The organism is Aestuariivirga sp., assembly GCF_037139295.1.
Classification (GTDB): domain Bacteria; phylum Pseudomonadota; class Alphaproteobacteria; order Rhizobiales; family Aestuariivirgaceae; genus Aestuariivirga.
Genome location: NZ_JBAXGR010000034.1, coordinates 1 through 23,509, shown reverse-complemented (window position 1 = coordinate 23,509; position 23,509 = coordinate 1). Strand labels below are relative to the sequence as shown.

The following is a 23,509-nucleotide window of genomic DNA, read 5'->3' as shown; positions in this document are numbered from 1 at the left end:
GTGAACTCCTTAAGGGATCCTCGCAAGTTGCAGAAGACTATCACGGCTGAGGCCGGACGCCACCGACTGTGCGGAGGAAAGCTTGATCGCGGCGACACACTGCCCAAGCCGCGTCGCCTCGGCGAGACTTCTTCCATCAAGTAGCCCGCAGACGAGACCTGCAACCGCCGCATCGCCCGCACCTGTCACATCCGCAATTGAAGGAACGGGCACAGGTTCGACCTGCAATAGATGCTTGCCATCGGATACGATCGCGCCCGCGCCGCCCCGGTGCAGCACGATATTGAAAAAACCCAAATCATGTAGCCGCGCAAGAGCCTCCGGTCCGTCCGTGTCCGTCAATGCCGCGAGTTGCTGCAGGTTGGGCGTGATCGCAAAGACGGGTGAAGGCCTTTCGAAGGACAGGAGCTTCCGCGCCTTCGACACCGACACCGGTTCGATCAGCAGCCGCAGCTCACGTTCCGCGGCAAATCGGCAGAGCCATGCGAGGCAAACCTCGGAGAGATTGCAATCGGCGACCAGCATGTCAGCCTCGCCAAGCTGCGTTGCCCAACGTTTCAAATGCTCAGGCGTCAGCGCATCCATGGCGCGCATGTCGTTGATGGCACTCACGAGCTCACCCGTCTCGTCCAGCACGGCGAGGTAGGAACCGGTTGGTGCACCGGCAGTAAGTGCCATCGCGAGGTCGACACCCACCTCCGCACAGGCCTGGCGCAGCATCCGTGCGTTGGCATCCTCACCCAGCGCGGTGATCAGTGAGACGGAAAGTCCCAACCGCGCCAGATTCTCTGCGATGTTCCGGCCCACGCCGCCCGCTGCGACCACCACTTCCCCGGGGTTCGACGTTCCAGCCACATATGCGCCGCGTGCGTGACCCTTGATGTCGACATTCGCTCCGCCGATGACGACGACGCGCGGCATCAGAAATCTGTGGGCGCACCACCCTCAGACTTGCGCTTCTCGACGAAGGCGTTGAGTTCGTCCCTGATCGCGGGATCGATGGCGGGTTCCTGATAGTCCGCCAGCGCCTGCTTCCACACTGCATTGGCCCTCTGCCAGGCTTCCGGCTTGCCCGCAGCGAGCCACTGCTGGTTGTTGCGCCAGTCGGAGATGATCGGCGAATAGAAGGCGTTGGTGTAGCGGGCCAGCGTGTGCTGCGCGCCGAAGAAGTGGCCGCCAGGCCCCACCTCGCGGATGGCCTCGACGCCCAAGGCATCCTCGGTCGTCTCCAGTGGCTGCATGAACTCGCTCACCATCTGGATCAGGTCGCAGTCGAGCACGAACTTCTCGAAGCTCGCCACGAGACCGCCTTCGAGCCAGCCTGCGCCATGCATGATCAGGTTGCCGCCGCCCATGGTGAGGCCCCACAGCGAGAACACGCTCTCATAGGCGGCCTGTGCATCCATCGTGTTGGCCGCACAGGTGTTCGACGTGCGGAACGGAATCTTGTAGCGCCGCGCGAGTTGGCCACCGACGATTGTTGCCTTCATGTATTCCGGCGTTCCGAAGGCGGGTGCGCCCGATTTCATGTCGACGTTGGAGGTGAAGCCGCCATAGATCACGGGGGCACCCTTGCGCACCAACTGCGTGAAGGCGATGCCCGCCAGCGCCTCGGCATTCTGTTCCACCAAAGCGCCCGCCATCGTGACGGGCGCCATGGCACCCGCCAGCGTGAAGGGTGTCACGCAGACGATCTGGTTCCGCGACGACATTTCGAGAATGCCCTGCAGCATCGGCGTATCGAGCTTCAGCGGCGAGTTGGTGTTGATGATCGTGAACAGCGATGGTTCCCGCTCCAGCTGCTCCTGGCTGATGCCACGGCCGATGCGGGCGATCTCAATACCGTCGCGGATGCGCTCGCGGCCCAGTGAATAGGCATGGAACGGCTTGTCGGTCAGCAGCACCATGTCGCGCAGCGCCTCGAGGTGGCGGATCGAGGCGTGGATGTCGATGGGCTCCACCGGATAGCCAGAGATGAAGCCGATGCAGTTGAAGTACTGCCCAAGCCGTAGGAAATTCTTGTAGTCATGGTAGTTGCCGGTGCGGCGGCCGCCGTCCATGTCGGAGGCGTTGGGCGGGCTCGCAACCGTGCCGAAGGTGATGGAATTGCCGCCGATGCGCTGGTCATTGGCCGGATTGCGCGCATGGAAGTTGAATTCCGAAGGCGCGCTGGAAATCAGCTCCTCGATCATCGCCGGGTCGAAACGCACGCGCTCGCCGTCGACGCTGGCGCCCGCCTTCTTCAGCATGTCGCGCGCTTCCGGCAGGGTGAAGTCCATGCCGATTTCGGATAGCACCTTCAGTGAGGCGAGATGGATCGATTCGAGTTCGTCGGCCGAGACGATCTCCGTCGCCGGGAACAGGCGCTTCAGCTTGCGGCGTGGCAATTGCGGCACCGGGTTGCGTCCATCGCTGCCCGCTGCCCGGCGGCCCCCACCTTCGCGTCGGCTGCGGCGGGTGGTGTCGGAATCGGTGTTTGTCACGGCTTACTTTCCTTTTTCGCGATAGGCTTCAAGTGCAGGGTCTGCAGCGATCTGCTTCACCAGCCAGTCCTCGAAGCGCTTGATCTTGGGCTTCATGCGGTGCTCGGCATTGCAGGCGAAGAGCCAGTTGTGCCGGTGCGGAACCTTGAGGTCGAAGGGTTGCACCAGCCGCCCCGCCTTGATTTCCTCGGTGGCGAAGGGGCCGATGGTCATGGCAACGCCGCGCCCCTCGATAGCCGCCTCCTGCGCCAGGATGTAGCTGTCGAAGGCCAGCCGGTCGGAAAGCTTGATGCCGTCAACACCTGCCTCTTCAAGCCACAGATGCCAGTCTTCCTCAGCCGTGTAGACATAGAGAAGCTTGTGCTTCTTCAGGTCGTCTGGCGTCTTCAGCGCATTGGGGCCCTTGAGCAGGTCCGGCGAGCAGATCGGCGTGAGCAGCGAGTTGAACAGCGTGCGGTAATAGTGGTCAGGCGTCCGGTTGCGGGCGAGGATCAGCCCCACGTCGACATTCTTCTCGTCGAAGTCCCAGTCGAAATAGGAGGTCGACAACCTGACCTTCATGTCCGGGTAGCGCTTCTCGAAGTCATGCAGCCGCGGGATCAGCCACTTGAGCGCCACCGTCACATAGACCTGCAAGGTCAGCTCGTTATCGGACGCCGAAGGCTTGAGTGCGCGGGTCTGCGCCTCGATCATGTCGAAGGCCTCGCGCACCGGCGGGAAATAGGTGTGGCCCGCCTGGGTCAGTTCGGCGCGCCGCGCATCGCGCCGGAACAATTGCACGCCGAGGCGCTGCTCCAACGACTTCACCTGGTGGCTCACCGCCGAGCGGGTAATGCCCAGTTCGCTGGCGGCCAGCCGGAAACTGCCCAGCCGGGCCGCCGCCTCGAAGGCGGTCAGTGCACGTAAAGGGGGCAGGTCGCGTCTGGCCAAGATTCCTCACCACTGGTCTGGAGCCCACTTGTATCACCATGGAATTCAGGGCGTTAGGGGCCAAGGGGTGGAAAACCGCCTGTCCAAGGGTGAAAAAAACTGACGCTGCCTGGAAAAAGATAGGCCATTGAATCTCCACATCGAACCGGTGGATATAGAGTCCATATCAGGAGTATTGATCCATGAGTGCTGTCGAAGATCTTTCCCGCCGCCGCGGTGGCCGTGAAGCCCGCAAGGCAATGCGTTCGCGCCCCATTCCCATGGCGGATGCCGCCGTGCGCCCCGGTATGGAGGGCGGCCAGTACAAGCCGCTGACCGACCATGAGATGCAGCGCATCCACGAGACTGCGCTGAAGCTGCTCGAAACCGTGGGCCTCGCCCAGGCCATCCCGACCTGCGTCGAAGCCATGACGGCCAAGGGCTGCTGGATCAACGAGCATGGCCGGTTGTGCATCCCGCGCGCCCTCGTCGAGGACACGCTGGCCTCCTGCGCGCGCAACTTCGTGCTGCACGCGCGTGACCCGAAGCATGACATGCAGCCCTCGGGCAACAAGGTCTATTTCGGCACCGCCGGTGCCGCGGTCCACATCGTCGAGCCGGAAACCCGCAGCTACCGCGAATCGCTCCTCGTCGATCTCTATGACGCCGGCCGCATCGTCGACAATTGCGAGCACATCCACTTCTACCAACGCCCGGTGACCGCGCGTGACATGATCACCGGCCACGACCTCGACATCAACACCATGTACGCCTGCCTCGCCGGCACCGAAAAGCACGTCGGCACCTCCATGGTGGAACCGGGCCATGTCGAGGAATGCCTGCAGATCCTCCACGTGCTGGCCGGCGGCGAGGACAAGTGGCGCGAGCGCCCCTTCGTGTCGCAGTCAAACTGCTTCGTTGTGCCGCCCATGAAGTTTGCAGAAGACGCCTGCCGCTGCCTTGAAGTGGCAGCCCGCGGCGGCATGCCGGTGCTGCTGCTGTCGGCCGCACAGGCGGGCGCCACCTCGCCCGCAGCGCTTGCCGGCACCATCGTGCAGGCCGTGTCGGAATGCCTCGCCGGCCTCGTCTATATCAACGCCATCGTTCCCGGCGCCATCGCCATCTGGGGTCCGTGGCCCTTCGTGTCTGACCTCCGCACCGGTGCCATGTCGGGCGGTTCGGGCGAGCAGGCGCTCATCACCTCGGGCTGCGCCCAGATGGGCCACTTCTACAATCTCACCGTCGGCTCCGCCGCCGGCATGTGCGACTCGAAGCTGCCGGACATGCAGGCGGGCTACGAAAAGGGCGTCACCGCCGGCATCTCGGCGATGACTGGCATCAACATGCTTTACGAGTCAGCTGGCATGCACGCCTCGCTGCTGGGCTTCTGCCTCGAGAGCCTGCTGATCGACAACGACATGCTGGGCTCCATCAACCGCAACGTCCGCGGCATCGAGGTGAACGAGGACACGCTGTCGCTCGAGGTCATCGCCAATGTCTGCATCGAAGGTCCCGGCCACTACCTCGGCAACGAGCAGACGCTGCAGCTCATGCAGAAGGACTATGTCTACCCTTCCGTCTCCAACCGCATGAGCCCCAAGGAATGGAACGAGGCCGGCAAGCCCGACATCGTCGAGCGTGCGGCCGCCCGGAAGCGCGAGATCCTCTCGACCTACTATCCGGAATACATCCCGCGCCACATCGACGAGCAGATCCGCGCCAAGCACGACATCAAGCTGCCGCGCAGCGTGATGGAACCGGGCGACCCGCGCTGGGCGTAAGGTGGAACACCCGATCCTGACAGCGATCCGCCGGGCGGGTTTCACCCCGCTCGGCTGGTTCGCACCGAAGGCTGATGACCGGGCGCCGGAAGGCGCCCGTTTCGGCATCCTGATCGGCAATGCCGGGCCTGCCATGTTCCGCCGCTTCGCCGCCGAGCGCGACCCGTCCACCGACGCCATGGACGCCTGGACCCGCGACGTGGTCACGGTCCTCGCACGAGACCTCGATGCGCAGGCCGTCTACCCCTTCGACATGAATCCGCCCTGGCCTTTCCTCACCTGGGCGCGGCGCGGAGGGGCGGGCCACGTCTCCCCTCTTGGCCTCAACATTCACCCGACTTACGGCCTCTGGCACGCCTACCGCGCCGCCCTGCTCTTCCCCGTCGAATTCGATATTCCGTCACAGGACCCGGGCCCGAACCCCTGCGAGAGCTGCGAGGCGAAGCCCTGCCTGTCCGCATGCCCGGTCAACGCCTTCAGCGGCACGAACTATGACGTCCCGGCCTGTGCCGGGCATCTCGCCACGGCGGCGGGGCAAACCTGCATGACGGGTGGATGCCTTGCGCGACATGCATGCCCCGTGGGACAAGGCTTTGCCTATGCTCCGGCTCAGGCGCAATTCCACATGCGCGCCTTCCTGAAGGCCCGCCAGGAGGCCTGAGAGCGTCATGTCTGATCACATCACCGCATTCCACAAGGCCTTCACATGAAAACCGGATCCTGCCTCTGCGGCGCCGTCAGCTTCGAAGTCCACGGCGACCTGCGTCCCGTTCTCGCCTGCCACTGCATCCAATGCCGCAAGCAGACAGGCAACTACATGTCCGCAACGGCCTGCGCCGACATCGAGTTGAGCTTCACCAAGCAGGACGGCCTCACCTGGTTCCGCTCCAGCGACATCGCCCAGCGCGGCTTCTGCAAGGCATGCGGTTCGGTACTGTTCTGGAAACGCGACGGAAGCGAAGATACCTCGATCTGCGCGGGCTCGATCGATGGCGCGACGGACACCTATCTCGAAGGTCACATCTATTGCGAAAGCGCCGGTGACTACTACGCCATCACCGGCGGCGCCTATCGCAAGGACGAGTGGTAGGGTTTTCTGTTCAGCCCGTCCTGCTGGGTTCTTCATCCCACCGGGCTTCCGTCTCCGTCCTTTCAGCATACGCGGGCTTGGCCCGCGTATGCTTTTCGCCGCTCCAGAGCGCTTGCCCGGGACAATTATTGTGACCGGGCATGAAGAGTGGACAGGCATCAGCCGCCTCATCGCCCAGGAATTTTAGTCTTGACTTTAGTCCTATATTGTGCTATATGTCCGATCACTCCCCCCAATCGGGGTCCTGCTCATGACGGTGAGCTCGGGCGGGGCGGAGGGCAGGCCTGCGGGTGTGGCGTAACGTGTGCCACACTCCCGGGGGCCGAGGAGGAGACCCGGGGGCATTACGACCCCCGCGCCGGGCAGCGCCCGCGCCTCCCTTTTTATCTCGCGAGGGGTCAATGCAACCCTCACAAAGGATGGCGCATGGCTTCTCTTCAGTCGCTTGAACGTTCAGGCGCGCGCCTTCAGGTCGCGCTCCAGCTCGCCATAGCCAGTATAGCGATATTCATAGGCAAGGCCCAGTCGCTTGGCCGCCGCCATCGCCTTCTTGGCCAGCTCCTCGTTGCGCGTCTGCGCCAGGAACACGATCTTGGTATAGTTCCCGAAGTAGAGCGGCAACAACTCGGGGTGCCGGTCCATGCCCAGCCCCTCCCAGATCAGCTTGTCGAAGTGCCGCGCGAGATAATCGGTGAGAAAGAAGCCTGTCACGTCATCCTCTGCCGTCTTGGCAAAGGTCTCCTGACCCGAAAAGAAGGCATAGCAGTGCGGGCCCTCGAGACGCTCGATCCCCTCCTCCGCCAGCAGCTTGTCGATGTCGCCGCCGGTGCCGCAGTCGCCATAGAGCACGAAGATCGACTCGTAGCGGGACTTGGCCTCCCTAATCTTCTCGCGCAGCGCCGGCACGATCTTGTCGGGCGTATTGTGCCACTTGGCGGGAAGGCACTGCAGGTCGAATGCCGTCCAGCGGTTGCGCTCGATCAGGTCGACAATCTCACGGCCCAAAGCACCGCAGGCCAGAAGAAGAACCTTCCCCTGGCCTGGCTTGAACTCGAATTCGTCGGATGGTTTGAGATTGACAAGGGTCATGAAGACCCTCCCAAATCAGTTGGCCGTCAGCTGGTTGTGCTTCTTCGCCATATAGCTCTTGGCGGTTTCGACGGCCACCGCCGCATCGCGGCAATAGGCGTCGGCACCAATGGCCTTGGCGAAGTCCTCGTTCAGCGGCGCGCCGCCGACAAGCACCACGTAATCGTCGCGCATGCCCTTTTCCTTCATAGTATCGATCACGACCTTCATGTAGGGCATGGTTGTGGTGAGCAGCGCCGACATGCCGAGAATGTCCGGCTTGTGCTCTTCCATGGCGGCGAGATACTTCTCGACCGGGTTGTTGATGCCGAGGTCGATCACCTCGAAGCCGGCGCCTTCCATCATCATGCCGACGAGGTTCTTGCCGATGTCGTGGATGTCGCCCTTGACAGTGCCGATCACCATCTTGCCCTGGCGCGGGGCGCCCGTGGCGATGAGCAGCGGGCGGAGGATGAACATGCCGGCCTTCATCGAGTTGGCGGCCAGCAGCACTTCCGGAACGAACAGGATGCCGTCGCGGAAATCGACGCCGACGATGCGCATGCCCTCGACGAGGGCTTCGGTCAGCACCTTGTAGGGTGTCCAGCCGCGCCCCAGCAGGATGTGAACCGCAACTTCGACCTCGTCCTTGAGGCCGTCGTAAAGGTCGTCATGGACCTGCTGGACCAGTTCCTCGTCATTGAGGGAGTTCAGATCAAGTTCACCATCATCGCTCATCAGCTGTCTCCGGAGGACAAATCTTTGAAACGTCACAATAGGCCCGGAGGCAAAACGCCTTTCGCCAGCCGGCGACCTCCCCATGCCGGAAAGCGACGGTTGAGGCAAGCGCAAAGCCCGGTTAATGGTGGCTTCCAATTGTTTGAACCGGATTTTTCACCATGACTGCCGCCCTCGACGTCGCCGCCATCCGCGCCCAGTTCCCCGCCCTCGCGCTCAAGGACGGCGGCCGCGACCGAATCTACTTTGACAACCCGGCCGGCACCCAGGTGCCGCAGCGGGTGATCGACCGCACGGTCGACTGCCTCGCCAACCGCAACGCCAATCTGGGCGGCTATTTCACCACCACAGTGGAAGCCGGCGAGCTGGTCGACCTCGCCCACCAGGCCTGCGCCGACTTCTACAACGCAGCAAGCATGAACGAGATCGTGTTCGGCCAGAACATGACCAGCCTCACGCTCCACATGTCACGCTGCCTCGGCAAGAAATTCAACCGCGGCGACGAGATCGTGCTCTCCCGCATGGACCACGACGCCAACGTGGCCCCGTGGTTGCTGCTTGCCGATGACCTCGGCCTCACCGTGCGCTGGATCGACTTCGACACCGAGGCCTACGAATTCCCGGACGATGCCCTGACCAAGGTGTTGAGCGACAAGACCAAGCTCCTCGCCATGGGCATGGCGTCGAACTGCACCGGCACGGTGAATGACACCAGGCGCTTCGCAGCGGAAGCGAAGAAAGCCGGCGCCATCGTCTATCTCGATGCCGTGCAATATGCGCCCCACTATGCCATCGACGTTCAGGACCTCGGCGCGGACTTCGTGGTCTCCTCAGCCTACAAGTGGTTCGGCCCGCATCAGGGCATCCTGTGGGGCCGCGAGGCACTGCTGAAGGACACCTTCGGCTACAAGGTCCGCCCGGCCGGGGAAGACCTGCCGCACAAGTTCGAAACCGGCACGCTGTCCCACGAAGGTATGGCCGGCACGCTGGGCGCCATCGAATACCTCGAGCAGTTCGGCGCGGGCGGGACTCGGGCCAAGCGCATCGCCTCCGCATGGAGCAACCTTGCCGACTACGAGCACAAGGTCACGCTGCAGTTGATCGAGGGGCTGAAGACCTTCAAGGGCCTGACGATCCGCGGCATCACCTCGGCCAATGCCATGCACCGCCGCGTTCCCACCGTCTCCTTCACGCTCGACGGTCATCACCCGGAGACCCTTGCGAAAGGCTTCGCCAAGGACAACATCTTCGTCTGGTCCGGCCACAACTACGCCATTGAGCCAGTCGGCCGCATGGGGCTCATGGACAAGGGCGGCGTGCTGCGCGTCGGCCTTGCGCATTACAACACTGAAGGAGAGGTTGATGCTCTCCTCTCCTCCCTCACCCGCCAGATCAGGAGCGCTTGAACCATGGCCTTCAAACTCGCCATCATCGGCCTTGGCAAGATCGCCCAGGACCAGCACCTCCCCGTCGTCGCCAAGAATAAGGACTTCGACGTCGCCGCCGTCGTTTCCTCACGCGAGGGCTACCGCGACGTGCCGCATTTCAAGACGCCCGCCGAACTGTTCCGCAGTGGTCTGAAGCTCGATGCGGTGTCGTTGTGCATGCCGCCCGAGCCCCGCTTCACCATCGCCCGCGAGGCGCTGGATGCCGGCCTCCACGTCCTCATGGAAAAACCGCCTACTCCGACCGTGGGCGAACTCGATGCCATCACTGCACATGCCGAGAAGGCAGGCCGCATTCTCTTCACCACCTGGCACTCGCAATACAACAGGGCGGTGAACGAGGCGCAACGGATGCTGGAGGACAAGCGCGTCACCCGCCTGCACGTCAGCTGGAAGGAGGACGTGCGCCACTGGCACCCCGGCCAGGAGTGGATCTGGGAACCCGGCGGCTTCGGCGTCTTCGACCCCGGCATCAACGCCTTCTCCATTGTGACGAAGATCCTGCCGCAACCGGTCTTCGTGAAGTCGGCCATGCTGGAAACACCCCGCAACAAGGCAACGCCGATTGCCGCGCAGATCACCTTCAAGCCGTCATGGGACGGCCAGGCCGAACTCACCGCCGACCTCGACTGGCGGCAGACCGGCGAGCAGAGCTGGAACATCGTCGTGGAAACCGCCGACGGGTTGCAATTGGCGCTGCGTCGCGGCGGCACCGAACTCTATGTCGCCGGCAAGCTCATCACCACGGCCCCGCCAGAAGAATACGAGGACATCTACGTGCACTTCGCGGAACTGCTGCGCACCGGCCGCTCGCATGTCGACGGCGCGCCACTGCAGCTCGTGTCCGACTGCTTCATGATGGGGCGGAGAACCGAAACGGAACCGTTCCTCTGAGACGCTTGAGCGTCTCATCAGGGGTGCCTCCAGCATCCACGCGCAGCCAGTCGAGGTGTCCGAGGTCGTAGCCGAGCTGCCTACCGATGACATCGGCGGTGGCGTCAGATGCATCGCCCTCCCGTCCTTTGATGCGGGTCATGAGCGTTTCCGGCGGCGCATCGAGCCAGACGCCAGCGAACTGCGCCTTGCTGCGTCGGGCCAGCTCGGCCGCAGTATTCCGCTCGCCTTCCTCCGCGAAGACGGCATCCAGCACGACGGAATGACCGGCCGCCAGCGCCCGCTCGGCGCGTGCAAGGCAGGCGGCATAAACCTCGAAGGATGACTGGCGGGTATAGCTTTCGGGCGGCAGGCGGTCGGTTTCGGCAACACCTGCGAGGATCTTCCGTTCGATGTCGCTACGCACATGGACCGCACCGGGTGCAGCGCCAGAATCGGGAGCAATGCCCGCGGCGACGGTTGTCTTGCCTGAGCCCGAAAGACCACCGATGCAGAGCAGCATGGGCGGCGGCACCTTCAGATAATCGATGGTGGCGCGGAACCAGTCGAGCGCCTGGCCACGCTCCTTCATCGAGTTCTTGAGCGCCAACTCATGCGCGAGATCGGCAGTGACGAGTGCGCGCACGCCGGCGCGGGTGGCGAGAAACAGCGGCAGCGTGGCGAGGCCCGAGAGATCCTCCTCGGCGCGACGCAGGTCGAGGTAACGGTTGAGCACCGCATTGGCGACGGCCCTCTCGCCATTGCTCCACAGGTCCATCAGCAGGAAGGCGAGGTCGTAGAGCACGTCGATGGTGGCTATCTTCTCGCTGAACTCGATGGCGTCGAAGAGTCTTGGCTCTCCCTGCTCCACGATGATGTTGCCGCAGTGCATGTCGCCGTGGCAGCGGCGCACCAGCCCGCGCTCGCTGCGCTCCGTCAGCAGGTGGCGGCGGAATCCGAGGGCCGACTCATAGAGAGCGTGGAACTCCAGCGTGTCGGCGGGGTGGAAGATGTCAGGCGAATCGATAAAAGCCCTGGACAGCTGCGCACCGAGGTCGGACATGATGTCCGAGCCCTTCACGTCACGGCGGGGTGCGCGTACGTGTGAAGCGGCGGCCATGGCGGCCAGCTTCCCCGCAAGATCCGGCTCGATCTCGTCATGGGCCATGCGCCAGGCGAGCAGCGCGGAAGCGGCGAAACGGCGCATGACCAGAACGGGCTCGCCCAGCACCTCGTCCACGCGGACGTAGAGGTCCGGCGTGAAGAGGCGATTGATCTCGAGCTCCGCCTGAAGCGCCTCGCGGCGCTTCCCGACGCTCGCGAAATCGAGATAGGGAAGTCTTACGTCCTTCTTGATCTTGAACGCGCGGTCACTGACGAGGAACACATGCGCAGCGTGCGTCTCGATGTGCTCCACCGCCTCTCCGGGAAAGCCCCACGTTTCGCCTCTGAGGAACGCTGATGTGAACATGGCGCGACAATGCCGCGCCATGGATCACAGGTCTTTGACGGGGGTCAATTCCCGCGGCGACGTTCGCGGCGGGCGGCGCCGGCGGCGGCGGCGTCGTGGCCCTTGGCCAGTTCGGACACCGGACCAAGCTTCGTCTCGACGAGCTCCAGCGACGGGCGGGTGCCCTTTGTGTAGGTCTCGAGCGATTTGCGCATGGAGGCCAGGTGCTCGGGGCTGGTGCCGCAGCAGCCGCCGATGATCTTGGCGCCTGCATCGAGCGCGATGCGGGCATAGTCGGCCATCAGCTCAGGCGTGCCGGTGTAGTGGATGTGGCCATCGACATATTGCGGGATGCCGCAATTGCCCTTGGCGACCACGGCCGCGTCCGGCCGGGCTTCCGAGATGCCGAGCACGGTGGCGATCAGCTCCGAGGCGCCGACGCCGCAATTGGCACCGATGGCGACGGGCTGGGTGGCAAGCGCCGACGTGATGGCGCCGAAGGCCTTGGGCGTGATGCCCATCATGGTGCGGCCGTTTGTGTCGAAGCTCATGGTGGTGACGATCGGAAGCCCGGCCGTGGCGCAGCCCTCGACCGCGGCCTTGAGCTCCTCCTCGGACGACATCGTCTCGATCCACAACACGTCGACGCCACCCTCCTTGAGCGCCTGCGCCTGCTCGGCGAAGGCCTTGACGGCCTCCTCATGCGACATGGCGCCGACCGGCTCCATGATCTCGCCGGTGGGTCCGACGGAGCCGCCGACATAGACCGGGCGGCCCGCCGCATCGGCCTCGGCGCGGGCGTTCTTCGCCGCGGCGATGTTGATCTCGCGGACCTGATCCTGCGCGTTATGCAGCTTCAGCCGGTGGCGGTTGCCGCCGAAGGAGTTGGTGAGCACGATATCCGCCCCCGCCTCGATGAAGCGGCGATGCAGCGAGCGCACCCGCTCGGGATGGTCGAAGTTCCACATTTCCGGGGCGTCGCCGGATTCGAGGCCCATCTGGAAATAATTGGTTCCGGTGGCGCCGTCGGCCAGCAGCCAGGGACGCGTGGCGAGCGCTTCGGTGAAGGATGGGCTGGTCATGTGAACCTCCGGAGCAGACAATATAAAGACTTCGTTATATCGTTATCCGGGCTCTTGCCAAGAAAGAAACGCTGCCTCCGAGAGAAGAAGACTCATCCGGTCGTTCACCGGCCACTGGGCTGGGCGCTCGCCTGAGGCTTTCAGGCGGCGGAGACTGTCGGCAAGATCCGCCACGTCCTGCCGGCCAAGGCGGGGCGCGCGGTGCAGGCGCTGGGCATCCGGCTTGCCATGGGCGGAGAGGATGGTGGTGGCCTCCGTGAGCTGCGGCAGCAGGGCCTCGGCCGCGTCGAGGTAGGACTTGAGGTCGGAATTGGCAATCTGGGCATAGAGCTTGCCGGGGTAAACGAAGTCCGCTGCGAACAGGAGGCCGTTCTCCCGGTCATGCAGTGCCACCGAATCAGGCGAGTGGCCAGGGGTGTGGAGAAGCCGAAGGCGACGGCCACCAAGGTCGATCTCGGAGCCGATGGGAAGCCAGATGGCGGGCTTCACCGGTGTCCAGGTCATCCCTTCCCAGTAGCCGACATAGAGATCGTCGGTGGGCATCAGCCAGCCGTCCTGCATGCAGGCGCGGAGCACGGGAAGATCGGGGAGCGCGATGTTGCCGAAACCGCTGAGCCCGCCGGTGTGATCAAAATGCATGTGCGAGGGCAATGCGGTGACGGGCAGCGTGGTGAGCTTGCGCACCGCCTTCGAGATGTCGCGCACGCCGGGGCCAGTGTCCAGCATCAGCGCGCGGCGCGTGCCGAGGATCAGGTAGTTCCAGTTGATCTGGTGGAAGCGCGGCTCGCCGATGGCGATGACCCCCGGGGCCACCTCCTCCACCGCGAACCAGTCATCGAGCCATGTGACGCCCTCGCACAGCATCAGGCGGCCTTCGCGCCATAGAACAGCGAGGACACGTGCTGGGCCTCGGCAAAGAACAGCCATCGCTGCACGACGGCGGCAAACAGCGCCAGCGCCATGGAGAGAAGCGCCGCGAAGGGCACGACGAGCGCCGAGAGCATGACCAGTATGGCGAGCAAGAGCGCAGCGATCACCAGCCGCCGGAGCTTCGCGGCATGGCGGCGCGCCACCACGTAGCCCATCTCCTTCTGGATGTAGTTGGGAGCCGAATGCGGTTGCTCCCACTGGCTCACCTGGCCGAGGCGGCCGAGGCCGGTGGCATCGCCCATCGTCAGGTCACGCGGCGCGGCATCGATGCTGCGCCAGTAGAAGATAATGATGATGGTGGTGAGCGCCAGCAGCGTTGACGAGAAGTAGACGAGGAAGGCGGGGAAGTTGCCGAACACAGAGGTGATGGCGGCGAGGAGCACCGCACCCGTAGCGAGCGCGAAGCTGAGGTAGACCCACACCGTCCATGGGTTGTACCAGGCGCGGATGGTCTTGAGGGTCGAATAGATTTTGGCGGTGCACAGAACGGTGATCATGGCCATGATTGCGGTGACGACGGCGAGCGGCGCGACGAGGGCCGGGGCGGCAATGAGGCCCGACCAGACTGCGCCAAAGACCACGGCGGGCACATAGGTGACGACTGCCGCCACGCCCTCGCGCGACAGCCAGGAAGAGCGCCACTGCGAGAAGGCCCGCCAGGCGCGCTCCGGATGGCCAAGATGGAATGTCGATGACAACAGGCCGATGGTGATGAGTCCCAGTGCAACGACGACCACCGTGAGGCCGAAGGCCAGCGACGAAGCTTCGCCGTGGCTGATGCCGACGAGGCCCAGCAGCGCCAGAAGGCCGTAGCCGGCACCGGATGCCGTCGTGAACAGGATGACGGAATAGGCGGGATGCATGGTCTAGCCTTCGAGCTGTCCGGAATTGTCGGGTTCATTGGCGCGGGCCGATGCCTTCTTCGGCGAGAGCACCTTGTCCGCCCACTGGAACAGGCGGTCGAAGGCGGAACCATCAGGCCTCGGCAGCGCTTCGGCGCGGGTGTTGGTGGCGTCACGGCGGGCGCGGGGGGGGAGATACTTGTTCACAGGCTTGTAGCCCATCTCCGGCAGCAGGTCATAACCGCCGCGCTCGGCCACGAGCTGCGAGACCTTCGAGGACTCATCGCCGAGGTCGCCGAAGTGGCGGGCCCCGGTGGGGCAGGCCTTCACGCAGGCCGGCTGGCGGTCCTCCGGTTCGAAGTTCTCGTTGTAGATGCGATCGACGCAGAGCGTGCACTTCTTCATCACGCCCTGGCTCTGGTCATACTCGCGCGCGCCATAGGGGCACGCCCATGAACACAGCTTGCAGCCGATGCAGGTTTCGGGGTTCACCAGCACGATGCCGTCCTCGGCACGCTTGTAGCTCGCACCGGTGGGGCAGACGGTGACGCAGGCCGGTTCCTCGCAGTGCAGGCAGGAACGCGGGAAGTTGACGATGCGGGACTGCGCCTGCTCCGGCTCCTTCACCTCGTAGCCATGCACGCGGTTGAACCAGACGCCCGAGGGATCCGATCCATAGGCATTGGTATCGGTGAGCGGGCCCGAGAAGCCCTGCATGTTCCACTCCTTGCAGGAGGTGGCGCAGGCCTGGCAGCCCACACAGGTATCAAGGTCGATCACGAGTCCAAGCTTTTTGGCCGACGGCGGCGGAAGCGATGTCATTCGACCCTCTCGAGCGGCTTCAGCGTGGCGAATTGCGGCTCGCTGACATCCGACTGGTCGGAGGCCTTCTCGACGCGGACACGGAGATCATACCAGGCAGCCTGCCCGGTGACGGGATCGCTGTTGGAATAGCGATAGCCGCCCTCGCGCTCCGGCAATAGTTCCGAGATCAGGTGATTGAGCAGGAAGCCCTCCTTCGACTCGTCCGAGCCGGGCTTCAGCCCCCAGGTGCCCGAGCGCTTGCCGATGGCATTCCACGTCCAGACTGTCTAGGGGTTGACGCCGTCCATCAACCGGGCCTGCGCCTTGATCTTGCCGTGGTGCGAGGTGACGGTGACCCAGTCGCCATCGGCCACCTTGAGCTTCGCCGCCATCTCGCGCCCCATGTAGAGCCAGTTGCGCGACATGATCTGGCGGAGCCAGGCGTTCTGCGAGCCCCATGAGTGATACATCGCCATCGGCCGCTGGGTGACGGCATGCATGGGGAACTCCGTCTCCGACACCATCTCGCCCTCGAAGGGCGGATACCAGAAGGGGATGGGGTCGAAGTAATCCGCGATGCGCTTGCGATGTTGCTCAGGCGTGACGACCTTGCCATGGCCCTGCGCGGAAAGGCGGAACTTCTGCAGCGGCTCGCAATAGAGTTGGTGGATGATGGGTTCGGGCTTGCCGATGAAGCCGAAGAAGGTGGCCCAGTCGAGATAGGCCCAGTTCACATGGCGATAATACTTCATGTGATCGGGCAGTTCGTAGAACCAGTGGCAGCCGTTGTCAATGTAGCGCTGCAGCTGCTCGGGATTGGGCGTGCCACGCCCTTGCGCGCGGCCGTTGGGCCCTCGGAAACCGGCGAGCGGGCCGATGCCGGGCGCGCGCTCATGGTTCACGATGTAGTCCGGGTAGCCGCCGGGGTAGCGGGCCGAGCCATCGGTGCGTGTCATGCCCGGAAGGCCGATGCGCGTGCCGAGATCGAGCAGCACGGTCTGGAAGGGCCGCACGTCACGCTCGGGCTCAACCACAGGCTGGCGGATCGAATCCGCCGGGCCGTCGGCCTCCGAGATCGGGCGGTCCAAGAGCGAGATGCAGTCCCAGCGCTCGAGATAGGTGGTGTCGGGCAGGATGAGGTCGGCGTAGTGCACCATCTCGGAGGCATAGGCATCCGAATAGATAATCTTGGGGATGGTGTAGCTGCCGTCCGGCTCCTTCTGGGTGAGATACTTGATGGTATCCGGCACGTTCATGGCCGAGTTCCAGCTCATGTTGGCCATGTACATGAACAGGACGTCGATGCCGTAGGGGTCCTTCTTCGCGGCATTGGTGATGACCATGTGCATCATGCCGTGAGCAGCCAGGGGCGCGTCCCAGCTGTAGGCCTTGTCGAGGCGCTGCGGGGTTCCCTCCGCATCGACCAGCAGGTCCTCGGGCGAGGTGACGAAACCGAGCGGCGGGCCGGGCAGCGGCGTGTTCGGCTTCACCTGGCCGGGCTTGCCAGCGGGCTTCACGCCGGGCGGCGGCGGCTTGGGGAACGGCGGCTTGTAGCGGAAGCCGCCCGGCACATCGATGGTGCCGAGCAGGATCTGCAGGAGGTGAATGGTGCGGCAGGTCTGGAAGCCGTTGGCATGGGCCGAGATGCCCCGCATGGCGTGCATGGATACGGGGCGCCCCACCATCTTCTCGTGATAGCGGCCAAGATGATCCGTCCACGGAACGTCAAGCGCGATCTCCTCCTCGAAGGCGGTGCGGGCCAGCTCGGCGGCGATGCGCCGGATCGTCTCCACCGGAACACCGCAGCGCTCTGAGACACTCTCGGCAGACCATTCGGCATCGATAAAACGTTCGGCGATCAGCGTGAAGGCGGTGACGACGCGGCGGCCGTCCGGCAGCTTGAAGCGGCCCATGAGCTTCGGCGCAGCATCGGGCGACAGCGCCGGCATGGGCGAGTTCGAGTGGCTGTCCCAGACCAGTGCGGAATTCTGTGCATTGCGAACAAACAGCCCATCATAGGCGCCACCCTCGTTCTCGATGATGAGCCACGGCGAGTTGGTGTAGCGGAGCAGGTATTCGCCATCAATCTTCTGGGCGGTGAGAAGCTCATGGATCAGCGCGCCGACGAACAGGCCGTCGGTGCCGGGGCGGATGCCGATCCATTCATCAGCGATGGCCGAATAGCCGGTACGGATCGGATTGATCGAGACGATCTTTGCGCCCCTGGCCTTGAGCTGGCCCAGCGCCTTCTTGATGGGATTGGAGCCATGGTCCTCGGCCACGCCGAACAGCATGAAATACTTGGTGTGCTTCCAGTCCGGCTCGCCGAATTCCCAGAAGGAGCCGCCGAAGGTATAGAGGCCCGCCGCCGCCATGTTGACGGAGCAGAAGCCGCCATGGGCTGCATAGTTGGGGGTGCCGAACTGGGTGGCCCACCAGCCGGTGAGGCCCTGGCTCTGGTCGCGCCCGGTGAAGAAGGCCAGCTTCTTCGGATCCTTGGCACGAACCTCGGAGAGCCAGCCGGCGGCGAGGCCCAAGGCCTCGTCCCACTCGATCTCCTTGAACTCGCCCGAGCCGCGCTCGCCCACGCGCAAGAGCGGCTTCGACAGGCGGCCCGGGGAATAATGCTGCATGATGCCGGCCGCACCCTTGCCGCAGATGACGCCCTTGTTGACCGGGTGCTCGGGGTTGCCGTCGATGTAGGTGACACGGCCATCCTTCAGCTGCACCCTGATGCCGCAGCGGCAGGCGCACATGTAGCAGGTGGTGGTCTTCACCTCGTCCCAGTTCTTCGGCGAGGTGTTTACGACGGGTTCGGTCATGCGCTTCCGGCCTAGGGGGTCCAATCTTTTCTACTCTACCGGCTCTCTTGGACCTATGATAGGTCCAGACAGAGGGTTCACAGGGACCAAATGCGCGACTGGCTCGTCCATATCCGGCGGAATGAACACTCCAGCCTCCAGACCCAGATCCGCGAGGCGCTGGTCTCTGCCATCCTCGACGGGCAGCTTGCCCGGGATGAACCGATTCCGTCCACCCGCAAGATGGCGAAGAGCCTCGGGGTTTCCCGCAATACGGTGGTCCTCGCCTATCAGGGCCTTCTCGATGATGGCTACCTCATGGCGAAGGAACGCTCTGGCTATTACGTCTCCGAGAAGGCGCTGGAGGGTGGCTCCGCCCCAAAGCAGCCGCTGAAACACGCGGCACCCGGCACGGGCATCGACTGGTCCAGACGCCTCACCATGCAGCCGACCCAGCAGGTCAACGTCTCGAAGCCGATGGACTGGCAGTCCTACCCCTACCCCTTCATTTACGGACAGGTCGACCACACGCTCTTCCCCCTGGCCGAGTGGCGAGACTGTGCCCGGCAGGCACTGGGCAAGAAGTGGCTCGGCTCCTGGACCAACGATACCTGGGCCAATGACGACCCCCTTCTTGTGGAGCAGATCCGCCGCCGCATCCTGCCGCGCCGGGGCATCATGGCGAATGACGACGAGATATTGGTGACGCTGGGGGCGCAGAACGCACTCTACCTGTTGACCACCCTGCTCGTTGGCACGGACACGCGGGTTGGCATGGAGGAGCCGGGATACCCGGACGTGCGCAACACCTTCAACCTGCGCACCGACCATGTCTCGCTGCTCCCCGTGGATGACAAGGGCCTCGTGCCATCCGATGCCTTTGATGCCTGCGACCTCGTCTTCACGACGCCCAGCCACCAGTTCCCGACGACCGTCACCATGCCGCTGGAGCGCCGCATGGAACTGCTGAAGCGCGCCGCGAAGCATGACGTCGTCATCATCGAGGACGACTACGAGTTCGAGACGAACTATGTGAACGAGCCCTGCCCGGCGCTCAAATCGCTCGATGACGATGGGCGCGTCATCTACGTGGGCTCGCTGTCGAAAACCTTGTTCCCGGGGCTGCGCCTCGGTTTCCTTGTGGCGCCCAAGAACATCGTGGCGGAAGCCCGCGCGCTCAGGCGGTTGATGGTGCGGCATGCGCCGAACAACAACCAGCGCACGGCGGCGCTGTTCCTGTCGCTTGGCCATCATGACACGCTGATCCGTCGACTGCATCGGGCTTATCGCACCCGCTGGGAAATCATGGGCGAGGCGCTGAAGCAGCATCTGCCGGACTCGAGTCGCGTGCCGAGCTTTGGTGGTACGAGCTTCTGGGTGAAGGGCCCGGCAGGCCTCGACAGCGACGAACTCGGCAGGACCGCCGCCGCCAAGGGGGTGCTGATCGAGCCCGGGCACATCACGTTTGGCGCAGCGGACGCGCCGCGCAATTATTATCGCCTCGCCTTCTCGTCGATTGCCGAACAGAAGATCGAGCCCGGCATCCGCATCATCTCCGACCTCGTGCGGCGCTGAGACCATGAAGCTAGCGACCGACAACCGCGCGCGGGCCTTGGCCTGCGTGCTGATCGGGGTGGGGCTCGCGTCCGCGCAGGATGCGGTCGTCAAATACATGTCATCTGGCTATCCGGCCTACGAGACGCTGCTGTTCCGCTGTGTGGGCTCGCTGCCGGTGATCGCCTTCGTGCTGTGGCGGGAGGGGCGCGGCTGGTCCATCGCCACGCCATTGTGGCGGCGTGTGTGCGTGAGGGGGCTGATCCTCGCTGCAGCCTATCTGTGTTTCGTGCTGGCCATAGCGGCCATTCCCATTGCCAATGCCGTGGCGATCTATTTCACCATGCCGTTCTTCGTGGCGGGGCTTGCTGGCCCCCTGCTGCACGAGCGGGTGCGGTTGCACCGCTGGCTGGCGATCATCGCGGGCTTCATCGGGGTGCTGATCATGGTGCGACCCGGTGCCGGTGTTTTCGAACCGGCCTCGCTGCTGGCGCTGGGCTCAGCCATGGGTTACGCGGTCGGTCAGATGCTGGGGCGGCCATTGTCGCAGAAGGTGCCGCCCATCGTCATCGCAACGTGGCAGAACTTCATCTATGCCGGAATGGCGCTGGCGATTGGCATCATGTTCAACTCCTTCGATTTCGGAACCTTCACGCATCCGAGCATGGTGTTCCTGTCGCGGCCGCCGGTTTGGCCAACGGGCTTCGATGCAATGCTGCTGTTCGGCCATGGACTGTTTGCGGGCTCAGCGATGATCCTGTTCATCAACGCCTACCGCCTGGCGGAAACGAACTTCGTGGCGCCCTTCGAATATTCGGCGATGATCTGGGCGGTCATCTACGGGATCGTGCTGTTCGGCGACTTCCCGGATTTCTGGACATGGGTGGGCGCAGGGATCGTGGTGATTGCGGGCATACTCATGATTCTCAGGGACCGGAAACTCGACCGCCTCCTTGCCTAGAGGCCGAAGCGGGTCCACAGGCGACCTGCCAGCGACGCGTGAGGGAATGGCATTTCGGCATCCACGCCACGACTGGTCCAGACCGTTGCATACATGTGCATGAAGGGCGACGGCGGCGGGTCGCGCTCCTCGAGAAAATAGCCGGGCACGTTCCACCATGCGACCGGGTCCACCGCTTCGGGCGGCAGGATGTCGATCTCCTCGTCGGGCTCGCGCAGCATGAGGCTGGATATCATGTGTGGGCCGACGTTTTCCCAGTTGCGATCCTCCGGATTGAGCGCGGCAACGCGATCCACCGCGCGGTGCCAGAGATCGCCCGCACGAGGCGAAGGATTGGCCATGAAGCAATTGGTGACCTGGGTGAGGCTCTCGCCCGTGGCCGTGGGCTCAGCATGGCGGAACGGGCGGCGCTTCTCCGAGGCGATCAGCGGGCGCGCCTCGATCTTCGGTTCGGGGTCGAGGGCAACGATGTCGAGGTCGGCCCAGATGCCACCCTGCTCGGCCAGCACGCGATAGCGAAACAGGCTGGTGAGATAGGCCATGTTGGACGCGTCGCCCTGAGGCATGGGCAGCAGCGAGGACGCATCCTGCACGTTTTTGAATTCGGCGCGCAGGTGACCGGGGTCATAGCTCCACAGCTTCACATGATAGCCATTGGCCAGAAAGCTGGCGAGGCTCAGCCGCGCGAGGCGGGAGAACTCGCCGGAGACCCAGAGCATGTGGACGGGAAGTTGCTTGAGCATCGTGACTCCTAGATCGGATAGCCCGCCCAGCCCTTCACCGTGCGGAGCGCGAGAGAGGACTGGATGCGCTGCACGCCGGGAAGGCGCGAGATTCGCGAACGGTGGATGCGCTCATAATCGGACGCGTCGGTGGCGGCAACGCGCAGCAGATAGTCGAACTGGCCACTCATCAGGTGGCATTCAAGAATTTCCGGCACGCGCTGCACCGCCTTCTCGAACTTCTCGAAGGCCTCCTCCGTCTGGGCGGAGAGTGAGACCTCGACGAAGAACTCGTTGGCAAGGCCCAGCGCCGCACGGTCAAGGTTGGCGGTGTAGCCCTGGATGACGCCCGCCTCCTCGAGGAGCTTCACACGCCTGTGGCAGGATGAAGCCGAGAGGCCGGCCTTCTGGGCCAGGTCAGCGATCGGCCGCTGCGCGTTTTTCTGCAGCTCCGACAGGATGATCTTGTCCGTCTTGTCCAGTTCATGGGATTTCATTCGAACTTCCTATCATATCTTCGAATGCGGTTTCAATGCTGCACTGCTCCGGAAGCCTCTTCGGAAAATCATTTCAGGCGAGATTTGGTAGGATGCGCCCACCATTGAGGGAGGACATTTCAATGCTCATCGGCGTTCCGAAAGAGATCAAGAATCACGAATACCGCGTGGGCATGACGCCCACCTCGGTGAAGGAAGCCGTGCGCCACGGCCATGAAGTCTGGGTGCAGGCCGATGCCGGCTCGGGCATCGGCGCTACCGACACCGACTACACCACAGCCGGCGCCAAGATCATCGCCACCGCGGCAGAGATCTTCGGCAAGGCCGACATGATCGTGAAGGTGAAGGAGCCCCAGGCCGTCGAGCGCAAGATGCTGCGCCCCGGCCAGATCCTCTACACCTATCTGCACCTCGCTCCCGATCCGGAGCAGACGAAGGACCTGGTCGCATCGGGTGCCGTTTGCATCGCCTACGAGACAGTCACCTCGCCGCGCGGCGGGTTGCCGCTGCTGGCTCCGATGAGCCAGGTCGCGGGCCGCATGTCCGTGCAGTCTGGCGCACACTGCCTCGAAAAGGCGCAGGGCGGCCGTGGCGTGCTGCTGGGCGGCGTTCCCGGTGTTGCTCCGGCCAAGGTCGTCATCCTCGGCGGTGGCGTGGTCGGCACCAATGCCGCGGTCGTGGCGCTCGGCATGGGCGCTGACGTGACCATCCTCGAAAAGAGCACCGACCGCATGGAAGAACTGGTCGCCCGCTTCGGCACGGCGATCAAGACCATCTACTCCACTCAAGGAGCCGTTGAAGACGAATGCGCCGCGGCCGATCTCGTCATCGGCGGCGTGCTGATCCCCGGTGCTGCGGCCCCGAAGCTCGTCACCAAGGCGATGCTGAAGGACTGGAAGCCGGGCTCGGTGCTGGTCGACGTCGCCATCGACCAGGGCGGCTGTGCGGAAACCTCCAAGGCCACCACCCATGCGGAGCCCACCTATGTGGTCGATGGCGTGATCCACTACTGCGTGGCCAACATGCCGGGCGGCGTTGCCCGCACCTCCACCTATGCGCTCAACAACGTGACGCTGCCCTTCGCGCTGGCGATTGCCAACAAGGGCTGGAAGAAGGCGCTGCTTGATGACGCCCACCTGCGCAACGGCCTGAACGTGGCCGACGGCAAGGTGACCTACAAGGCGGTGGCCGATGACCTCGGCTACGCCTACGTGCCGGCGGAGAAGCTGCTGGCCTGACCAGTCCGCACGGCTTGAAGACGCGAACGCCCGGTGAAAGCCGGGCGTTTTCTTGTGACGACTTGAACACGGCGCGCACATGGACATGAGCCATCCTTGGTGAGGGTTGCGTTTGCCCCTCGCGAGAAATTGGGAGGCGCGGGCGCTGCCCGGCGCGGTGTGCTGATCCGGTGAAGGACCAGCGGGAGAGCGCTGAGCAGCGCCCGCATCTGACAGGTTGAGGCCTTTGGAGGAGCGCTTG

Annotated in this window: 20 protein-coding genes and 1 pseudogene; 8 read left to right on the top strand and 13 right to left on the bottom strand. The window is 64.1% G+C overall.

All coding sequences use genetic code 11. The features are described 5' to 3' along the window. Positions 1–9: 9 nt before the first annotated feature. From WCJ41_RS10795 to gcvA, 3 genes are read right to left on the bottom strand one after another with little or no spacing between them, the layout of a single operon-like run. Positions 10–921 (bottom strand): carbohydrate kinase family protein, encoded by a 912-nt coding sequence (locus WCJ41_RS10795; RefSeq protein WP_336905864.1) that lies wholly within the window; start codon positions 919–921, stop codon positions 10–12. After that, positions 921–2,483, bottom strand: coding sequence for a trimethylamine methyltransferase family protein (locus WCJ41_RS10790; RefSeq protein ID WP_336905863.1), 1,563 nt, complete (start codon positions 2,481–2,483; stop codon positions 921–923). The genes WCJ41_RS10795 and WCJ41_RS10790 overlap by 1 nt, the downstream gene beginning before the upstream one ends. Positions 2,484–2,486: 3 nt before the next feature. Continuing rightward, the gene (gene gcvA, locus WCJ41_RS10785) at positions 2,487–3,413 is read right to left on the bottom strand and encodes a transcriptional regulator GcvA (protein ID WP_336905862.1); all 927 of its coding nucleotides are present in this window, start codon (positions 3,411–3,413) and stop codon (positions 2,487–2,489) included. Positions 3,414–3,595: 182 nt separating this feature from the next. Between gcvA and WCJ41_RS10780 the strand changes: the two genes are divergently transcribed. From WCJ41_RS10780 to WCJ41_RS10770, 3 genes are read left to right on the top strand one after another with little or no spacing between them, the layout of a single operon-like run. Further along, positions 3,596–5,173 (top strand): trimethylamine methyltransferase family protein, encoded by a 1,578-nt coding sequence (locus tag WCJ41_RS10780; protein WP_336905861.1) that lies wholly within the window; start codon positions 3,596–3,598, stop codon positions 5,171–5,173. A 1-nt stretch (position 5,174) separates the two neighbouring features. Continuing rightward, complete coding sequence (locus tag WCJ41_RS10775; protein ID WP_336905860.1) at positions 5,175–5,834, top strand: hypothetical protein; 660 nt, start codon at positions 5,175–5,177, stop codon at positions 5,832–5,834. Positions 5,835–5,879: 45 nt separating this feature from the next. Further along, entirely contained in the window at positions 5,880–6,263 is a 384-nt protein-coding gene (locus tag WCJ41_RS10770; protein WP_336905859.1) for a GFA family protein, read from the top strand. A gap of 453 nt (positions 6,264–6,716) precedes the next feature. On the opposite strand, the gene WCJ41_RS10765 is transcribed toward WCJ41_RS10770, so the two are convergent. After that, complete coding sequence (locus WCJ41_RS10765; protein WP_336905858.1) at positions 6,717–7,352, bottom strand: DUF1638 domain-containing protein; 636 nt, start codon at positions 7,350–7,352, stop codon at positions 6,717–6,719. Positions 7,353–7,367: 15 nt separating this feature from the next. Next, positions 7,368–8,069, bottom strand: a complete 702-nt coding sequence (locus WCJ41_RS10760; RefSeq protein WP_336905857.1) for a B12-binding domain-containing protein — start codon at positions 8,067–8,069, stop codon at positions 7,368–7,370. Between the two features lie 161 nt (positions 8,070–8,230). Here WCJ41_RS10760 and WCJ41_RS10755 point away from each other — a divergent pair, with 161 nt between their 5' ends. After that, positions 8,231–9,475 carry a cysteine desulfurase-like protein gene (locus WCJ41_RS10755; RefSeq protein WP_336905856.1) on the top strand — a complete coding sequence of 415 codons (1,245 nt, stop codon included), beginning with the start codon at positions 8,231–8,233 and terminating at the stop codon, positions 9,473–9,475. Between the two features lie 3 nt (positions 9,476–9,478). Then, positions 9,479–10,408 (top strand): Gfo/Idh/MocA family oxidoreductase, encoded by a 930-nt coding sequence (locus WCJ41_RS10750; protein WP_336905855.1) that lies wholly within the window; start codon positions 9,479–9,481, stop codon positions 10,406–10,408. Here WCJ41_RS10750 and WCJ41_RS10745 read toward each other — a convergent pair. The 6 genes and pseudogenes from WCJ41_RS10745 to WCJ41_RS10720 all read right to left on the bottom strand — a co-directional run bounded on the left by WCJ41_RS10745 (position 10,368) and on the right by WCJ41_RS10720 (position 18,317). Continuing rightward, the gene (locus WCJ41_RS10745) at positions 10,368–11,858 is read right to left on the bottom strand and encodes an AAA family ATPase (protein WP_336905854.1); all 1,491 of its coding nucleotides are present in this window, start codon (positions 11,856–11,858) and stop codon (positions 10,368–10,370) included. The two genes, WCJ41_RS10750 and WCJ41_RS10745, sit on opposite strands and share 41 nt — an antisense overlap. A 44-nt stretch (positions 11,859–11,902) precedes the next feature. Continuing rightward, positions 11,903–12,919 carry a betaine--homocysteine S-methyltransferase gene (gene bmt / locus WCJ41_RS10740; protein ID WP_336905853.1) on the bottom strand — a complete coding sequence of 339 codons (1,017 nt, stop codon included), beginning with the start codon at positions 12,917–12,919 and terminating at the stop codon, positions 11,903–11,905. Between the two features lie 42 nt (positions 12,920–12,961). Beyond that, on the bottom strand, positions 12,962–13,783 hold the full coding sequence (locus tag WCJ41_RS10735; RefSeq protein ID WP_336905852.1) for an MBL fold metallo-hydrolase: 822 nt from the start codon (positions 13,781–13,783) through the stop codon (positions 12,962–12,964). Next, entirely contained in the window at positions 13,783–14,712 is a 930-nt protein-coding gene (locus WCJ41_RS10730) for a DmsC/YnfH family molybdoenzyme membrane anchor subunit (RefSeq protein ID WP_336905851.1), read from the bottom strand. The genes WCJ41_RS10735 and WCJ41_RS10730 overlap by 1 nt, the downstream gene beginning before the upstream one ends. Positions 14,713–14,715: 3 nt before the next feature. Further along, positions 14,716–15,513 (bottom strand): 4Fe-4S dicluster domain-containing protein, encoded by a 798-nt coding sequence (locus tag WCJ41_RS10725; RefSeq protein WP_336905850.1) that lies wholly within the window; start codon positions 15,511–15,513, stop codon positions 14,716–14,718. Continuing rightward, positions 15,510–18,317, bottom strand: a pseudogene (locus WCJ41_RS10720) (molybdopterin oxidoreductase family protein). The gene WCJ41_RS10725 and the pseudogene WCJ41_RS10720 overlap by 4 nt, the downstream one beginning before the upstream one ends. Before the next feature lie 90 nt (positions 18,318–18,407). On the opposite strand from WCJ41_RS10720, the gene WCJ41_RS10715 reads away from it, so the two are divergent. Both WCJ41_RS10715 and WCJ41_RS10710 read left to right on the top strand, forming a co-directional pair. Further along, positions 18,408–19,871 (top strand): PLP-dependent aminotransferase family protein, encoded by a 1,464-nt coding sequence (locus WCJ41_RS10715; RefSeq protein ID WP_336905849.1) that lies wholly within the window; start codon positions 18,408–18,410, stop codon positions 19,869–19,871. Between the two features lie 4 nt (positions 19,872–19,875). After that, a complete protein-coding gene (locus WCJ41_RS10710; protein WP_336905848.1) occupies positions 19,876–20,811 on the top strand; it encodes a DMT family transporter in 936 nt (311 codons plus the stop codon). Here WCJ41_RS10710 and WCJ41_RS10705 read toward each other — a convergent pair. After that, positions 20,808–21,554, bottom strand: coding sequence for a hypothetical protein (locus WCJ41_RS10705; protein WP_336905847.1), 747 nt, complete (start codon positions 21,552–21,554; stop codon positions 20,808–20,810). The genes WCJ41_RS10710 and WCJ41_RS10705 overlap by 4 nt on opposite strands. 8 nt (positions 21,555–21,562) lie before the next feature. Further along, positions 21,563–22,030, bottom strand: a complete 468-nt coding sequence (locus WCJ41_RS10700) for an Lrp/AsnC family transcriptional regulator (RefSeq protein WP_336905846.1) — start codon at positions 22,028–22,030, stop codon at positions 21,563–21,565. A gap of 122 nt (positions 22,031–22,152) precedes the next feature. On the opposite strand from WCJ41_RS10700, the gene ald reads away from it, so the two are divergent. Then, a complete protein-coding gene (gene ald / locus WCJ41_RS10695; RefSeq protein ID WP_336905845.1) occupies positions 22,153–23,268 on the top strand; it encodes an alanine dehydrogenase in 1,116 nt (371 codons plus the stop codon). The last annotated feature ends 241 nt before the right edge of the window (positions 23,269–23,509 follow it).

Bases quoted from the DNA above. Each gene is read 5' to 3' on its own strand.
- WCJ41_RS10735 (WP_336905852.1), bottom strand. From the start codon at position 13,783: ATGCTGTGCGAGGGCGTCACATGGCTCGATGACTGGTTCGCGGTGGAG.
- WCJ41_RS10700 (WP_336905846.1), bottom strand. From the start codon at position 22,030: ATGAAATCCCATGAACTGGACAAGACGGACAAGATCATCCTGTCGGAG.
- WCJ41_RS10795 (WP_336905864.1), bottom strand. From the start codon at position 921: ATGCCGCGCGTCGTCGTCATCGGCGGAGCGAATGTCGACATCAAGGGT.
- WCJ41_RS10750 (WP_336905855.1), top strand. From the start codon at position 9,479: ATGGCCTTCAAACTCGCCATCATCGGCCTTGGCAAGATCGCCCAGGAC.
- WCJ41_RS10710 (WP_336905848.1), top strand. From the start codon at position 19,876: ATGAAGCTAGCGACCGACAACCGCGCGCGGGCCTTGGCCTGCGTGCTG.
- ald (WP_336905845.1), top strand. From the start codon at position 22,153: ATGCTCATCGGCGTTCCGAAAGAGATCAAGAATCACGAATACCGCGTG.
- WCJ41_RS10725 (WP_336905850.1), bottom strand. From the start codon at position 15,513: ATGACATCGCTTCCGCCGCCGTCGGCCAAAAAGCTTGGACTCGTGATC.
- WCJ41_RS10760 (WP_336905857.1), bottom strand. From the start codon at position 8,069: ATGAGCGATGATGGTGAACTTGATCTGAACTCCCTCAATGACGAGGAA.
- WCJ41_RS10705 (WP_336905847.1), bottom strand. From the start codon at position 21,554: ATGCTCAAGCAACTTCCCGTCCACATGCTCTGGGTCTCCGGCGAGTTC.
- WCJ41_RS10755 (WP_336905856.1), top strand. From the start codon at position 8,231: ATGACTGCCGCCCTCGACGTCGCCGCCATCCGCGCCCAGTTCCCCGCC.
- WCJ41_RS10770 (WP_336905859.1), top strand. From the start codon at position 5,880: ATGAAAACCGGATCCTGCCTCTGCGGCGCCGTCAGCTTCGAAGTCCAC.
- WCJ41_RS10745 (WP_336905854.1), bottom strand. From the start codon at position 11,858: ATGTTCACATCAGCGTTCCTCAGAGGCGAAACGTGGGGCTTTCCCGGA.
- bmt (WP_336905853.1), bottom strand. From the start codon at position 12,919: ATGACCAGCCCATCCTTCACCGAAGCGCTCGCCACGCGTCCCTGGCTG.
- WCJ41_RS10715 (WP_336905849.1), top strand. From the start codon at position 18,408: ATGCGCGACTGGCTCGTCCATATCCGGCGGAATGAACACTCCAGCCTC.
- WCJ41_RS10730 (WP_336905851.1), bottom strand. From the start codon at position 14,712: ATGCATCCCGCCTATTCCGTCATCCTGTTCACGACGGCATCCGGTGCC.
- WCJ41_RS10780 (WP_336905861.1), top strand. From the start codon at position 3,596: ATGAGTGCTGTCGAAGATCTTTCCCGCCGCCGCGGTGGCCGTGAAGCC.
- WCJ41_RS10765 (WP_336905858.1), bottom strand. From the start codon at position 7,352: ATGACCCTTGTCAATCTCAAACCATCCGACGAATTCGAGTTCAAGCCA.